Origin of the sequence: Thalassolituus hydrocarboniclasticus, assembly GCF_025345565.1 — a bacterium.
GTDB lineage: Bacteria > Pseudomonadota > Gammaproteobacteria > Pseudomonadales > Oceanobacteraceae > Venatoribacter > Venatoribacter hydrocarboniclasticus.
Window position 1 is genome coordinate 1,548,178 of record NZ_CP054475.1, and the last position, 14,951, is coordinate 1,563,128.

The 14,951-nt window shown below is 54.2% G+C and carries 13 protein-coding genes; 8 read left to right on the forward strand and 5 right to left on the reverse strand.

Annotation, left to right across the window (positions count from 1 at the left end; genetic code table 11):
* Nucleotides 1-2 precede the first annotated feature (2 nt).
* Together HUF19_RS06775 and HUF19_RS06780 are read right to left on the reverse strand one after the other, a co-directional pair.
* On the reverse strand, nt 3-2,231 hold the full coding sequence (locus HUF19_RS06775; RefSeq protein ID WP_260999067.1) for a putative bifunctional diguanylate cyclase/phosphodiesterase: 2,229 nt from the start codon (nt 2,229-2,231) through the stop codon (nt 3-5).
* Nucleotides 2,232-2,401: 170 nt separating this feature from the next.
* Nucleotides 2,402-3,817 (reverse strand): 3-oxoacyl-ACP reductase, encoded by a 1,416-nt coding sequence (locus HUF19_RS06780; RefSeq protein WP_260999068.1) that lies wholly within the window; start codon nt 3,815-3,817, stop codon nt 2,402-2,404.
* Nucleotides 3,818-4,127: 310 nt separating this feature from the next.
* On the opposite strand from HUF19_RS06780, the gene HUF19_RS06785 reads away from it, so the two are divergent.
* The 5 genes from HUF19_RS06785 to HUF19_RS06805 all read left to right on the forward strand — a co-directional run bounded on the left by HUF19_RS06785 (nt 4,128) and on the right by HUF19_RS06805 (nt 8,279).
* Nucleotides 4,128-5,438: an acetyl-CoA C-acetyltransferase gene (locus tag HUF19_RS06785; RefSeq protein ID WP_260999069.1), complete on the forward strand. Its 1,311-nt coding sequence runs from the start codon at nt 4,128-4,130 to the stop codon at nt 5,436-5,438.
* Nucleotides 5,439-5,675: 237 nt separating this feature from the next.
* On the forward strand, nt 5,676-6,173 hold the full coding sequence (locus tag HUF19_RS06790) for a hypothetical protein (protein WP_260999070.1): 498 nt from the start codon (nt 5,676-5,678) through the stop codon (nt 6,171-6,173).
* Between the two features lie 397 nt (nt 6,174-6,570).
* A complete protein-coding gene (locus tag HUF19_RS06795) occupies nt 6,571-7,788 on the forward strand; it encodes an MFS transporter (protein WP_260999071.1) in 1,218 nt (405 codons plus the stop codon).
* Between the two features lie 46 nt (nt 7,789-7,834).
* Entirely contained in the window at nt 7,835-8,083 is a 249-nt protein-coding gene (tusA, locus tag HUF19_RS06800) for a sulfurtransferase TusA (protein WP_230331709.1), read from the forward strand.
* A complete protein-coding gene (locus HUF19_RS06805; RefSeq protein WP_260999072.1) occupies nt 8,076-8,279 on the forward strand; it encodes a hypothetical protein in 204 nt (67 codons plus the stop codon). The genes tusA and HUF19_RS06805 overlap by 8 nt, the downstream gene beginning before the upstream one ends.
* A gap of 214 nt (nt 8,280-8,493) precedes the next feature.
* Here HUF19_RS06805 and HUF19_RS06810 read toward each other — a convergent pair whose 3' ends face one another.
* A complete protein-coding gene (locus HUF19_RS06810; protein WP_260999073.1) occupies nt 8,494-9,252 on the reverse strand; it encodes a penicillin-binding transpeptidase domain-containing protein in 759 nt (252 codons plus the stop codon).
* 440 nt (nt 9,253-9,692) lie between these two features.
* Complete coding sequence (locus HUF19_RS06815; protein WP_260999074.1) at nt 9,693-11,159, reverse strand: leucyl aminopeptidase; 1,467 nt, start codon at nt 11,157-11,159, stop codon at nt 9,693-9,695.
* A gap of 120 nt (nt 11,160-11,279) precedes the next feature.
* Here HUF19_RS06815 and lptF point away from each other — a divergent pair, with 120 nt between their 5' ends.
* Both lptF and lptG read left to right on the forward strand, forming a co-directional pair.
* Entirely contained in the window at nt 11,280-12,350 is a 1,071-nt protein-coding gene (lptF, locus tag HUF19_RS06820) for an LPS export ABC transporter permease LptF (RefSeq protein ID WP_260999075.1), read from the forward strand.
* Nucleotides 12,350-13,414 carry an LPS export ABC transporter permease LptG gene (lptG, locus tag HUF19_RS06825; protein WP_260999076.1) on the forward strand — a complete coding sequence of 355 codons (1,065 nt, stop codon included), beginning with the start codon at nt 12,350-12,352 and terminating at the stop codon, nt 13,412-13,414. The genes lptF and lptG overlap by 1 nt, the downstream gene beginning before the upstream one ends.
* A gap of 53 nt (nt 13,415-13,467) precedes the next feature.
* Here the strand turns inward: lptG and HUF19_RS06830 are convergent, their stop codons facing one another.
* On the reverse strand, nt 13,468-13,923 hold the full coding sequence (locus HUF19_RS06830) for an RDD family protein (RefSeq protein ID WP_260999077.1): 456 nt from the start codon (nt 13,921-13,923) through the stop codon (nt 13,468-13,470).
* Between the two features lie 145 nt (nt 13,924-14,068).
* On the opposite strand from HUF19_RS06830, the gene menA reads away from it, so the two are divergent.
* Nucleotides 14,069-14,923: a 1,4-dihydroxy-2-naphthoate octaprenyltransferase gene (menA, locus tag HUF19_RS06835; RefSeq protein ID WP_260999078.1), complete on the forward strand. Its 855-nt coding sequence runs from the start codon at nt 14,069-14,071 to the stop codon at nt 14,921-14,923.
* Nucleotides 14,924-14,951: the final 28 nt, after the last annotated feature.

Consider the following 14,951-nt stretch of genomic DNA (forward strand, 5'->3'; position numbering starts at 1 on the left):
GATCAGTCGCGCCCGGTACCGGCGTTATAGCCTCGCAGAAATTCCATCAGCTCTGTTTCAGGCAGTGGCTTTGCCAGTAAATAGCCCTGGGTTTTATCACAGCCTTTACTGCGCAGCAGGGCTTCTTCCTCTTCGGTTTCAACCCCTTCGGCAATGACCGTCATATTCAGGCTGTGGCCGAGGTTAATAATGGTATCAACCAGCGACTGCTTGCGTGGATTGGCGGTCATCTGATGAATAAAACTGCGGTCAATTTTCAGTTTGTCAGCGGGAAACGCCGCCAGATATGACAGTGAAGAAAAGCCGGTACCGAAGTCATCCAGTGCAACCTGAATATTGGCCTGTTGCAGTTTTTGCAGAAAGGTCAGCGTTTCCTGCTGGTTGCGGATCAGCAGGCTTTCGGTAATTTCAACCAGCAGGCTGCCGCCCTGCACGCCGGATTCCTGTACCTGAGCAATAATTTTGTCGGCCAGGCCGTGGTCATAAAATTCAGCGGTGGACACGTTAACCGCAATCGGGACATTAAATCCCTGCTCTTGCAGACGGCCGATCATGGCCAGAGATTCCTGCCTGACCCATTGGCCGATTTCGCGGATCATGCCGGTTTTTTCTGCCAGCGGAATAAACAGGTCAGGGCGGATCAGACCACGCTCCGGATGATTCCAGCGCACCAGTGCTTCCAGCTGCACAATACGGTCATCGGTGAGGCGCTTAATCGGCTGATAATGCAATTCGAGCTGATTACGGCTGACGGCAAAATGCATTTCCTGATGCAGTAATGCCTGGGTTTTTGCCGCTTCGAACATGGCCGGAGTAAAAAAAGCGTAGCCATTACGGCCGGCATTTTTCGCCGCATAAACCGCCTGTTCGGCAGCTTTGAGTAATTGTTCCAGCGTACTGCCATCGCTGGGATAACAGCTGATACCGATACTGGAAGAAATCCGGCAGTCGCGCATCTGGCGGATGGTCAGGCTGCGGCTGACATTTTTCAGTAACTGGTCGGCTAATTCCCGCAGTGCCTGCTCATCATGTTCACCGGTAATAATAAAACCGAACTCGTCGCCGCCGAGGCGGGCAACGGTGTCCTGCGGACGCATGCTTTGCTGTAACCGCGTGCCGACTTTCACCAGTAATTCGTCACCGGCATCGTGGCCGAGGGTATCGTTGATTTCTTTAAAATAATCGAGGTCCATCAGCAGCACAGAAAACGCGCGTTGCTTGCGCCGACCCTGTTCCAGGGTCCAGTTCAGGCGCTCGTAAAACAGGTTGCGGTTGGGCAGGCTGGTAAGCAGATCGTAACTGGCCTGATACTGAATGGTTTCTTCCGAACGTTTACGTTCGCTGATGTCGCTGATCAGGGCCACATAGCGCTGGATATCGTTTTGTTCATCGCGTACTACCGAAAAGCACAGTTCGGCATTAAAGCGTTCACCGTTACGGCGGCTGATCAGGATTTCGGTCGTCCAGCTGCGCCAGGCCGGCAGCTTGTCGAGGATGTCCTGATACTGCTGTAACGATTTAGGATCGGTTGAAAAAAAGCCGGGTTTACGGCCCAGCACTTCAGCATCGGGATAACCGGTAATGTGTGAAAACGCCGGATTAACCTCGATAATGTTGAATTCTTTATCGGTGATGATCAGTCCCAGTGGCAGGTGCTGGGTGATGGTCTCGGTCAGCTGGCGGTGATTCTGGGCACGGCGGAACTCGATGCTGGCCTGCGCCAGACGCGCGGCTTCGTGAATCAGCAGCAGATCCATGCCGGTCGGGTGGCGCACTTCACGGTAGTAAAGGCCAAACACGCCGAGCACTGTGCCTTTGGAGCCGACAATGGGTTGTGACCAGCAGGCATGTAAGCCAGCACGCGCGGCCAGTTCGCGGTAATCCTGCCAGTAAGGATGACGCTGAATATCTTCAACGATGACCAGACGCGCAGTGGCCGCCGCTGTACCACAGGAGCCCACGCCTTCTCCCACTTCGAGATTATTAATAGCGTCGATATAGAAATCCGGAAGGCCCGGGGCTGCACCCGGAAGCAGACGTTTGCCGTCATCGCTGAGCAGCAGGATGGAGGCAACACAGTCGGGTTGCTTCTCCTGAATCAGCAGGACCAGCTCATTCAGCAGCATTTCCAGCGGACGGCCACTGAGCAGCATTTCCAGAAAATGGTTGTAACGGCCAATACCGAGACGGGAAACGTCACTCAGGCCATGCTGGATAGAATTTTGGGGCATACACTGCATTCAGACAATTACTGCATCCAAGTGTAGCGGGATATGCCGGATTTGAAACAATGCAGACAGGAATAGGGCTTGTGCGGGAGAGGATCAGCCCGGCTGTTGAGCTGGATCAGGAAAAGCACCGGGGTCAGAGCGGCCCCGATACTTTTCCTGCAGGGCAGTGGTTACGCGCCGACCAGCGACTGGCCGCAGACGCGCACAATATTACCACTGACACCGGAAGCCGCCGGATTGGCAAAGAACGCGATGGTTTCCGCCACGTCGACCGGCTTACCACCCTGTGACAGGGAGTTCAGGCGACGGCCGATTTCACGGGTCATCAGTGGGATGGCATCGGTCATGGCGGTTTCGATAAAGCCCGGAGCCACGGCATTGATGGTGATGTCTTTGGCCATCAGCTCATCGGCCATGTACTGCACATAACCGATCACACCGGCTTTGGAGGCCGCGTAGTTGGTCTGACCGGTCTGTCCGGCGATACCGTTCATCGACGATACGCAGATAATGCGGCCGCCGTTGTTCAGCGTACCCTGTTCAAACAGCACGTGGTTGATGCGCTCTTCCGCCGACAGGTTGATGTCGATGGTCATGTTCCACCAGTGCTCCGGCATATTGGCCAGGGTTTTGTCACGGGTGATACCGGCGTTATGCACGATGATGTCGCCACCGCCCATTTCTTTCAGCTTGTCGGAAATCTGTTGTGGTGCCTCGGCGGAGGAAATATCGCCCAGCAGGGTTTCACCACCGATTTCGGCCATTACGCGGCGCAGATCGCCTTCCGCTGGCGGAATATCCAGACCCAGAACGGTCGCGCCGTCGCGCGCCAGGGTACGGGCGATGGACTCACCGATACCACGGGAAGCACCGGTCACCAGTGCAACTTTACCGGCCAGCGGCTTGTGCCAGTCCGGGTAGGCAACGTCCTGCGCTTTACGCACGGTCAGCACCTGACCATCGACATAAGCGGACTTGGCGGAGATCACAAAACGGAACGCGGCATCGAGGTTTTTCTCGGCACCGGTTTCAACATAAATCGCCTGAGCGGTGGCACTTTTCTTGCCGATTTCTTTCGCCACAGAGCGTGAGAAACCTTCCAGTGCACGCATGGCGGCAGCCTGTTCGCCGGTGGCGGCTTTCATATGCGGACGACCCAATACGATCACACGGCCATTGCTGTTCAGCTTACGCATTACCGGGTTAAAGAAGTAATAGAGCTGGTTCAGGTCAGCGGTGTCGGCAAAACCGGAGGCATCGAATACAAAGGCATCGAATTTGTCGGTCATATCGGCACTGCACTCGATGCCAACGGCCTTAACACCGTGCTCGCCGGCGGCGGCAACGATGGCGGCAGCGGTTTTTGCTGCTGCCGGGAAGAATACGCTGGCGCTGGCATCTTTCAGGTTGCGCATGATGTCGCTCAGCAGCGCGGCGTTGTCGCAGGCGCCGATCAGCACACGGCCTTCAAAGTAAGTTGCCTGATTCGGGTTGTAGCGCTTCAGTTCGATCGATTTTGGCAGAACTGACTTCATCAGACTGCGGCCCATACTGCTGTCGAGTACAGATTCAATAAAATTGCTCATGGTTGGGTCCTGAGGCCTGTTCATGCAGATTAAACAAGGCCGGTTAACGGTTAAAAATGGTTCACAGAGGCGCTGTAAACCACAGCGAAAACAAAATAATGGTACAGCGCCGGACGGTAGCAGATTACAGCAGCAATCATCAGGAGTGAAATTGACCAGATAAGAGGGGAAAACTGTCACTTCAGCCAATGCCAGCCATAGCCCGGGCGCTAAACTGGGCAGCGTTTATGGCAGAGTATGCAGCGCCTGCCGTTGTGATATGTGTGTTTGTCCAAGAATTAACAATCAGAATCAATACAGGATTTCCGGCATGACCAAGAGCAGTGCTAAACAGACCATCCGCCGCGTAGCCATCATTGGCGGTAACCGTGTTCCTTTTGCGCGTTCCAACACCGCGTATTCCTATGCCTCAAACCAGGACATGCTGACCGCAGCACTGAATGGCCTGGTGAACCGTTATAACCTGCAGGGTGAACAGATTGGTGAGTTTATCGCCGGTGCGGTAATCAAGCACAGCCGTGACTTTAACCTTGCGCGTGAAACCCTGCTCAGCACCGCCCTCGACCCGCGTACTCCGGGTGTTGATATTCAGCAGGCCTGTGGTACCGGTCTGCAGGCCATTATCATGGCGGCAAATAAAATTGCTCTGGGCCAGATCGACAGCGCCATTGCCGGTGGTTCCGATACCACGTCCGATGCGCCGATCGGTGTGAACGAAGGCCTGCGTAAAATCCTGCTGGACGTAAACCGTGCCAAAACTACCGGTGAAAAACTCAAGCTGCTGGCAAAAATCCGTCCTAAGCATCTGGCGCCGCTGGTGCCACGTAACGGCGAGCCGCGCACCAACCTGTCGATGGGTGAGCACACTGAGCTGACGGTAAAAGAGTGGGGCATCTCGCGTGAAGAGCAGGACGAAATCGCCTTCAACAGCCACACCAATCTGCTGGCCGCTTATGAGCGTGGTTTCTTCGATGATCTGGTCAGCCCGTATCTGGGTCTGGAAAAAGACAACCTGGCGCGCACGCCAAACATGGAAAAACTGGCCAGCCTGAAACCGGCTTTCGACAAGAAATCCGGTAAAGGTACGCTGACCGCCGGTAACTCGTCGGCGCTGACCGACGGTGCTTCTGTGGTGCTGCTGGCGTCTGAAGAGTGGGCGAAAGCACACAACCTGCCGGTTAAGGCTTACCTGAGCTTCCACGAAACCGCGTCTGTCGACTTCTTCGGTAAAGACGGCAACAAAGATAAAGAAGGTCTGCTGCTGGCACCGGCTTATGCCGTACCACGTATGCTGGAACGCGCTGGTCTGACCCTGCAGGACTTTGATTTCTACGAAATCCACGAAGCTTTTGCGGGCGTTGTCGCTTCCACTCTGAAAGCCTGGGAAGACGAGAAATTCTGCAAAGAAAAACTCGGTCTGGATAAGCCGCTGGGCAGCATCGACCGCAGCAAACTGAACGTGAACGGTTCTTCCATTGCGACCGGCCATCCGTTTGCCGCCACCGGTGGCCGTATTGTCGCCTCGCTGGCGAAAATGCTGGAAGAGAAAGGTTCAGGCCGTGGTCTGATTTCGATCTGTGCCGCTGGCGGCCAGGGCGTTGTGGCTATTCTGGAACGCTGAGCCGTTCCGCAGCGAAACAACAACGCACCAACGAGACAATAACTACACTCTCACCTCATAATACTTATAAATTTAACCCCGCTTTTGCGGGGTTTTTTTATGGGCCGATTTAATCCCGCTCTTGAGGTAATGCTGTTCATTAAGCGTTTTAAATCATTTTGAAACGCCCAATGCCTCCCAGGGGAACTTATCCCCTTGCCGGCGTGGCTTTATACCTGACCGCCATGGATGGCGGAAATGCATGTTTTGCAGGAGCAAAAACAGGCCCAACTTCGCGCCTTCTGGGCCGTCACCCTTGAAACCTTGATCTTTACTGCCCGCGCGCCTCATCGGGAGACTTCAGGCGTCCTGCCCTTCGCCCTACGGGCCAGCCTGCGGCTGTTCAATTTTGTTCCCGACAAATTGTCCATGGCTGGGCCGCTTTCGCATCTGACCGCTAGGGATGGCAGAAATGTCGGTTTGGCAGGAGCATTAACCGACCCTGCGGACAAACCAGATATATCTGCGGTTTCGGCGGCGGCCCCAGAGGCGCAGAAAACCATCACCGCACTGCCGCGTTTCAGATCAAACGTATTCTTTTCTCGTTCCTACGCTCTGCGTGGGAATGCAACTGTGCCAGCAAGGGCTACCACGCAGAGCGTGGGAGCCAGGTGTGTCGCAAACACGCTTTCCTTTGAAATACGGCTGAGCGGATTGCTTAAACCGGCGATCGTGCGGCGCCAGACAACCAGATGATTCTGCGGCCTTCAGAGCAAAACCCTGCCCCGGAACGATACAAATTATTGGTATTTTAAAACGTCGTTCCGGGGCGAATTGTTTTGCGTGCCGCATAATCACAGTTGGCTGCCCTCTTTTTTCTAAGTCAGGCCGGACGCGCCGAAAAGAGAGGATCGTAAGGAGATACCTCTCCTTACAGGGGGCGCAGGGGCTTGCCCCGCAAAGGCTGTTCAAATGCAGTCAGCGCTGGCTGGTTGCTTAAGTGAACAACATTACGCTTTTGCGTTTTTTTTATGCACTGAATAACAGGCCTGTGTAGCTGGCGCAGCCGCAGCGCAATGTGTAAAGTCAGCCGCGTCAGTTTTGCGAGCTGACGGCAGCAAATAAAAAGCAGAACAACAAAAGAAGAAACAGAATGAATAAATGGCTGGCCTTAAGCGGGCTTTATATTGTGCAGGGGTTGCCCCACGGCTTTTTCGGGCAGGCGATGCCGGCGCTGATGCGTAAGCAGGGCATGGACCTGACCATTATTGGTCTGTTGTCTTTATTGGCGCTGCCCTGGGCGCTGAAATTTATCTGGGCGCCCTGGCTCGACCGTATTTCCCTGCGTAAACAGGAATTCCGCCGCAGCTGGATTCTGACCATGAATTACAGTGCGGTGGCAGTGCTGGTTGTGATTGCCAGTCAGCCTCTGGATTTATGGACCGGGCAGGCGATGGCGGTGTTTGTCGGCCTGCTGTTAATGCTGAATACCCTGATGGCGACGCAGGATATCGCCACCGATGCCATGGCCGTAGAAAACCTGCCGCCGGAGCAGCGCGGTATCGGTAATGGAATTCAGGTCGCCGGTTATCGGGTCGGGATGATTCTGGCTGGTGGCGCGCTGGTGTCGCTGTATCCGCTGCTGGGCTGGCAGAATTCATTGTTGCTGCTGGCGTTGTTAATGCTATTGGGCTCGCTGCCGTTGTGGTGGTTTAAGCCGCAGCCGCATGTGGTTGACCGCCAGCCGTTGTGGCCTTTGTGGCTGGGCTTTTTCCGCCTGAAATACGCCGCCTTCTGGCTGCTGTTTCTGCTGGTGTATAAATTCGGTGATGCCTTTGGCACACCGATGATCCGGCCGATGCTGAGCGATGCCGGAGTGACGCTGGAGCAGATGGGTCTGATTCTGGGAACCGTGGGTTTTCTGGCCGGTCTGCTTGGTGCACTGGGTGGTGGCTGGCTGGTCGGTAAGCTCGGACGGCAAAGCGCATTGCTCGGATTTTTATTGCTCGAAGCACTGGCGCTGCTGTCGTATCTCGGCCTGCAGCCGGCGACAGGGCAGGCGCCGGACTGGCTGCATATTTATCTGGCGGTGATCGTTGAGCACATTGCTGGTGGTATGGCGACGGCGGCGTTATTTACCGTGATGATGGACCGCTGCCGCGAGCACTGTGCCGCCGCCGACTATGCCCTGCAAAGCTGTCTGGTGATTATTGCCGGTATGCTGGCCGGTGCACTTTCCGGTTTCAGCGCCAAAACTCTGGGGTATGATGGCCACTTTGTGCTGTCAGCCATTTTGTGTGTGGCGGCGATGAGTGCGGTCTGGACGCTGGTACAGCGCGGTTTACTGCCGTCACGCAAGGCGCTGGTCTGAGCGGGCGCAGGCTCTGCAGGCAAAACGAACAGGTAAGAAGAGAGTTATGAACGACACAGCCATTGATTTTCACCTCGACACCAAAGGGCTGTTCTGCCCGGAACCGGTGATGATGCTGCACAACCAGATCCGCGATATGCAGATTGGTCAGGTGGTGGAAATTCTCGCCACCGACCCTTCGACCCGGCGCGATTTTTTAAAATTCTGCAATTTCCTTGAGCATGAATTATTGCTGCAGGAAGAGGTTGATGGCGTATTCCGGTTTCTGATTAAAAAGGCGAGTGACGATGAGTGAGTCTGATATCAGCGGGTCATTTGACAGGAAAAGGGAATCGCAGAGCGAACCTGAAGAAAACCCGCTGGAAGCGATCCGCCGTATGCGCCAGCAAAAACTCCATGCCTGTGCGTTAAAACAGAAGGCGGAAATGGAAGAGATGCTGGCTACCGCGGATGCCAAAGCCAAACCTCAAAACCAGGAAAGCGCGGACTGAATGACTAAAAATAACGAGAATCGACGACTTCCTGAACCAGAATCCCTTCAATCAGACTCAGCTGAACTGCTTTCGCGTTAAATCATTTGGATACTGCCAGGTCTTTCCTGGCTGAGTATATTTTGGCATTGGACAGCTCGTCAGTTTGACTTTGGTGTCCGTTAAAGCGGGGGAAGATCACCAGTCCGACAACATGCGCTTGTTATGCCAAGTACTACTGAACAATATTGAGGATCCTAAACGCTTCCAATGTAAGTTTTTTCCTCAACGCCAAATCTGAACTTTGCTTTATCTCAATGTGGTTTGCAAAAAACCATGTTTGATTGTTAATAACAAGATAACCCACATACCATCCGTCTTTGCCAGACCAACCTGTTTTTGACCAGATCTTTATCTGGCTGTTGCTCTCTGACAGCATAATATTCTTCAGTGTTTTAATATGTTGTTTCTGTATTGGTAGATTCTCCACATACAGCTTACGCAAAAAACTAATTTGATCTTTCACAGAGACCCTTAGATCACCATCAAGCCAAAATCTTGTGATCTCTCTGCCAGTTAATTGGTTTCCGTAGTCAAAATCTTTAAGGTACTTATGATACTTTAAGTCGCCTACTTTTTTTGCATAGCGTTGATAACACCATACACATGAGTATTTAAAGGCTGTTTTAAGTGTTTGATCTTTATTCCATGGAGCGTATTCGCGCTCTACGCCATCCCAAGCAATGACTTCAGAGGAATCTTTAATCAAACCTTCCTCTAGTATGATTAGTGTATTAGGTATTTTAAATGTTGAAGCAGGGATGAAGCTTTCTTTGTTATTAACATTATATTGATACTTTAGTTTACCATCAGCAGATTCAATGAGTATCGCCCCTTCAACATTGTTAGCCTTGTAAAGTCTTTCTATCTCATTCTCTAAAGCATATATGTCGGCTGATAAAGCCCATATAGCTAGTAGTCCCAAATACTTCATGTCTATCCTGATTTTAATGTGTAGTCGCATAACGTTTGGTTAAGGGGCGGGCTTTTGCCCGTCCTAGTTACCGGGATGGCAGGATTATTCAACGCGGGTTAAGTCCTGCACAGCGCGAAGCGGGCCGATTGTGTGCTCCTGCACAATCTGCATTTCCGCCATCCATGGCGGTCAGGAGTAAGCGCCCGACCGGCGTGAGGGGTAAGACCCCTCAAAGAGGTCATAGGGCCTGGCTTCAGCCAGAAAAGCCAGCCCGCGCAGCGGCATCAAACCTTTAGACGAGATCAGAACCAACGAGGCGAACGGCCACAAAATAAACCAGATATCGCGGCTGAAAGCCGCTCCCACAATGCACAGCCTGAAGAGCCACGATGCCACTCCAGGCTATAGGAAAGCAGTGGCCAACACTGGGGTTGGCCGGTTTTTATGCTCGCTACCGCTTACTTCGCCAGCAAATAATTCACCAATAAAGGCACCGGACGTCCGGTCGCGCCTTTGGTTTTACCACCGGTATTCCATGCGGTGCCGGCAATATCGAGGTGCGCCCATGGCGTGCCTTCGGTAAAACGCGACAGGAAGCAGGCGGCGGTGGTGGCACCGGCCAGCGGGCCGCCGATATTGGCGATGTCGGCAAAGTTGGAATCCAGCAGTTCCTGATAGTCGTCTTCCAGTGGCAGACGCCATACTTTGTCACCGCTGTGGCTGGCGGCATTCTGCAGTTCACCGGCCAGGGCTTCGTCGGTGGTGAATAAACCGGAATTAACGCGACCCAGAGCGGCCATGCAGGCACCGGTTAAGGTGGCGATATCCACGATGGAGGCTGGTTTAAAGTTGTCGATACCGTAGGTCAGGGCATCGCACAGTACTAAGCGGCCTTCGGCGTCGGTGTTGAGAATTTCGATGGTTTTGCCAGACAAACTGGCGACGACGTCACCGGGCTTGCTGGCATGACCGGCGGGCATATTTTCGGCGCTGGTGATCATGCCAATCACATTGATGGCGGGTTTTAATGCCAGCAAGGCCTGCATGGTGCCGAGCACGGAAGCGGCGCCACACATATCGTATTTCATTTCGTCCATACCCAGACCCGGCTTGAGGCTGATGCCGCCGGTATCAAAGGTGATGCCTTTACCCAGAATCATATGCGGCGCGGCGTTTTTATCGGCGGCACCGTTGTATTTCATAATGATCATTTTGCCCGGCTCAGACGAACCTTTGGCAACGGAAACAAAGGCGCCGGCGCCCATTTCTTCCAGCTGGTCTTCATCCAGAATGGTCACGTCCAGCGCGCCATTGGCGGCCAGCTCCAGTGCCTGTTCGGCCAGATAGCTTGGGGTACAGATATTCGGTGGCATATTGCCGAGGGTTTTGGCGTAAGCCACGCCCTGAGCCACGGCTTCGCCTTTGTTCAGCGCGGCGCTGACATCGCTGCCCAGCCAGATAATGCTGTCGGGTTGGCGAACGTCGTCATCCTGCTTGCTTTTGGTTTCGGTAAAACGGTACAGCGCGTTGCCGAAGGCCATGGCGCTTTGTTCTGCCAGCCATTCTTCGCTCAGGTTATCATTCGCCAGTCCGTTCAGGGCCAGCGCAATGCTGCCGGAAAAACCGCTACAGGCGCTGGCGATGGCGTTCAGCACTTTAACCGCGCTGCTGCGGGTCAGGGCGTCTTTACCGGTGCCAACCAGTAATACGCGGCTGGCCTTTACCCCGGCAACGGCCGGCAGTAACAGGGTCTGGGCCAGTTTGCCGCTGATGTCTTTGTCATCGATGCGGGCCTGAATAAAACCGTTACTGGCATTATTGATGGCAGCGGCGGCGTCAGACAGCTTGCCTGACTGGTCGAGAGTGACCACAATACAGCTGGCTTGAACATCGGCGGCAGAATTCGTGGAAATCTGATATTGCATGATGGCTCCTGACGGGAAAAGAAAGGGCGGTGTTGCCTGCCCGTTTGACTCAAAGATGCGTTCAAGTGTACGAAAATCAAGGGCGGAACACAGCCGTTTGTTAGCAATAAGGTAAGTATTTTGATTCTTTTCCGTTATCTGGCCCGGGAACTGGCCGGCTCACTGGTGGCAGTGACCACTGTGCTGCTGATGATCCTGATGAGTGGTCGTCTGATTCAGCAGCTGGCAGCGGCGGCGGCCGGTGAGGTGTCGCTGGATATTGTGTTTTTTACCCTGTTGCTGCGCCTGCCATCTTTTCTGGAAATGATTTTGCCTTTGGCGCTGTTTATTTCCATCCTGCTGACGTATGGCCGTCTGTACGCCGAAAGCGAGATGACGGTACTTACCGCTACCGGTTTTTCGGATAAAAAATTACTCGGTTACACCATGATACCGGCGCTGTTTCTGACCCTGCTGGTGGCCAGTTTTACTCTGGTGCTGAGCCCCTGGGGGGCGCAGAAAATGGAAAACCTGTATGAAAAACAATCGAAATTAACCGAATTTGAATTACTGGCGCCGGGGCGTTTTCAGAGTACCGCTACAGGCTCCCGTGTGACCTATACCGAAGCGCTGTCCAATGACAAAACCCAGATGCACCAGGTCTTTATTGCCGACGGCAACACGCTGCTTCTGGCTGAGCGTGGCACTCAGTATGTCAGCGATGAAACCGGCTCACGCTTTCTGGAATTGCATAAAGGCCGCCGTTACGACCTGACTCCGGGCAGTGCTCAGCTGCAGGTGCTGGATTTTGATTTATACGGCGTAAAAATCGCCGACGAGCCGGAAGAGCGGCGCAAGCTGCGCAAAGAAGCGGTACCAACGCTGGAACTGATCGGCTCGGCCGAACCTAAGCATCAGGCGCAGCTGCAGTGGCGTATTTCATTAATTTTAATGGTGCCTATTGTCACCCTGATTGCTTTCCCGTTATCGAAAGTGAATCCGCGTCAGGGGCGTTTTGCCCGGCTGTTTCCCGCCATTGTGTTGTTTATGGTGTATATCTCGCTGCTGATTGCCATGACCGGCATGATTGAAAAGCGTACGCTCAATCCGGCCATCGGCCTGTGGAGTCTGCATATTGTTTATCTGCTGATTGCGGCGGGTTTGTTGTTACTGCCGGAGTGGATTCGCCGGCGCAAGATTAAGGGCCTGTAATGAATCAGCTGGATTCCTACGTCGCACGTAATGTGTTTATGGCCACGCTGGTGGTCATTATTGTGATTGTTGGCCTGGATGCGATTTTTACCTTAGTCGACGAGCTCGATCAGCTGAAAGGCGATTATCAGTTTGTGCAGGCGCTGGAATTTATGGGTCTGCGTCTGCCACGCCGTGCCTATGAATATATGCCGATGGCCTGTCTGATCGGTTGTCTGGCCGGTCTTGGCAGTATGGCCGCTAACAGCGAATTAACGGTAATGCGTGCTGCCGGTATTTCGGTGGCGCGTATCAGTATTTCGGTACTCAAGCCAATGGCGGTGCTGATGGTTTTCAGCCTGCTGCTGGCTGAGTTTGCTATTCCGACGCTGGAGCGTATTGCCCAGTCGCAGAAAGCCGTAGCCCAGGGCAAGGGTGATGTGTTGTCGAATAAAGGCAAAGGCTACTGGCACCGTGAAGGCCATGATTTTATGCGTTTTACCGCGGTTGAACCCGGTGGCGTACTGCACGGCGTAACCCTGTATGAATTTGATGTCGACCGCGAGCTGCAGCGGGTACGCACGGCGCAGCGGGCGATTTATCAGCGTTCGCACTGGCAGATGGAAGACGTGCAGGATGTATTGTTGCTGGGTGACCGTACCGAAGTACGGCGTTTTCCGACTTCTTCATGGGATACCGAGTTAACCCCGGAAAGCCTCAGCGTGGTGATGGTGCAGCCGCGTGATATGTCGATTTCCAACCTGTTCAGCTATACCCGTTATCTGGCCAAGCAGGGGCTGAACGCCGACAATTATTTATTATCCTTCTGGCGTAAGGTCACGCAGCCTTTAGGTACCTTTGCGCTGGTGATTCTGGGTATTTCTTTTATTTTCGGGCCGTTGCGCGCAGTGACACCGGGTTACCGGATCTTCTCCGGTATTCTGGTCGGGCTGGTGTACAAATACGCGGAAGAATTATTGGCACCGGCCAGCATTGTGTTCGGCTTTGCGCCCATCTGGGCGAGCATTATTCCGATTGCCGGCTGCTTCTTGCTGGGTGTGCTGCTGATGCGTAAGGCGGGGTAAGCGCCCCGCCCAGTTCGGAGTAGCGCGGGGGGTGGGCGGTGCCGGAAGGGCGTTTATTTCATGTTTTTCGGGATATAAACCATACGCGTCAGAGAGGCGATGTCGTGCCAGCTGCGTTGTTGTTTATCAAACAGCATCCACCAGAAGCCGAGGCCCATAAACAACAGCGAGAAAAAACCAACCCCGGTCCGTAACATACACTGGCTGAGCTGAATGCCAGTGCCTTTCTTGTTGTCGTTCAGCAGTTTCAGTCCCCAGGCTTTCATGCCGATGGTCTGACCACCGCGGCGCCAGGAATGGCTGTAATACAAAAAGCAGATAGTAAACATGACAGACATCGACATCGCCGGGCTGAGACGCACAAACTCCTCACTGCCGATGATTTTCGATACAGCGGTGACCAGCAGGCCGCCGAGCATAATATAAAGAGCAATCAGAACCAGCGCATCGTAAGTCAGCGCCGCAAGACGGCGGGAGAGCGGAGCGGTTGGGTAATTCTGATCAGACATAACAACACCTGTAACGGTCGGCAAAGAACAGGCGCGCATCATAGCAAAAGAGCTGCGTCCTGACTGCCCGGGCCGTTGCCGGACGGGTAAGAAAGCGTCAGCAGCCTTCCGGGTCCGCTGCCGGCACGATGAATAAGGATTCTCTGTGAACAAACAACAGGCCTGGGTTCTGGCCGCACGGCCCAAAACCTTACCGGCAGCACTGGCACCGGTATTGCTCAGCCAGAGCATGGCAGCGGCGGCCGGAGGTTTTTCCTGGTCGCTGGCGCTGGTGATTCTGCTGTGTGCACTGGCACTGCAGGTGGCGGTGAATATTGCCAATGACCTGTTCGATTTTCAGCGTGGCATCGATGACGGCGTGCGCCTTGGTCCGCCGCGGGCAGCGCAATCGGGCTGGCTCAGTATCCGGGAGCTGCAGGGCGGGCTGATTCTGAGTTTATTGCTGGCGCTGATCAGTGGTGGCTGGCTGGTGCTGCAGGGCGGCTGGCCCTTTGCGCTACTGGGGCTGGCCTCGGTGCTGGGGGTGCTGGCTTACAGTGCCGGCCCGGTGCCGCTGGCGTCCCATGGTCTGGGGGAGGTCACGGTCTTCCTGTTCTTCGGTTTGCTGGCAGTGTGCGGCAGTTATTATCTGCAGCGCCAGACATTGCCGCCGGAAGTGTGGCTGGCAGCGGTACAGATGGGCTTGCTGACCGCCGCCATTATGCTGGTGAATAACCTGCGTGACCGCGACAGCGACGCGCTGGCCGGTAAAACCACGCTGGCGTTATGGTTGGGTGAACGTGCCACCCGGCTGATGTATGCCGCGCTTATTCTGTTCCCTTTTGTGTTGTTACCGACGGATATTCTGAGCTTTGTCTGGTGTGCGTTACCGGCTGCACTGTGGCTGGTGCTGCGTATCTGGCGGCGTTATGGCATAAAGCTGAACCGGCAGCTGGCGCAGACCGCGCTGTTTTGTTTACTGTTTGCATTGCTGCGTGCGTTTGATTTTCTCGCGTTTTAAACCGCCCAGGGCGACAGATCAATATTCA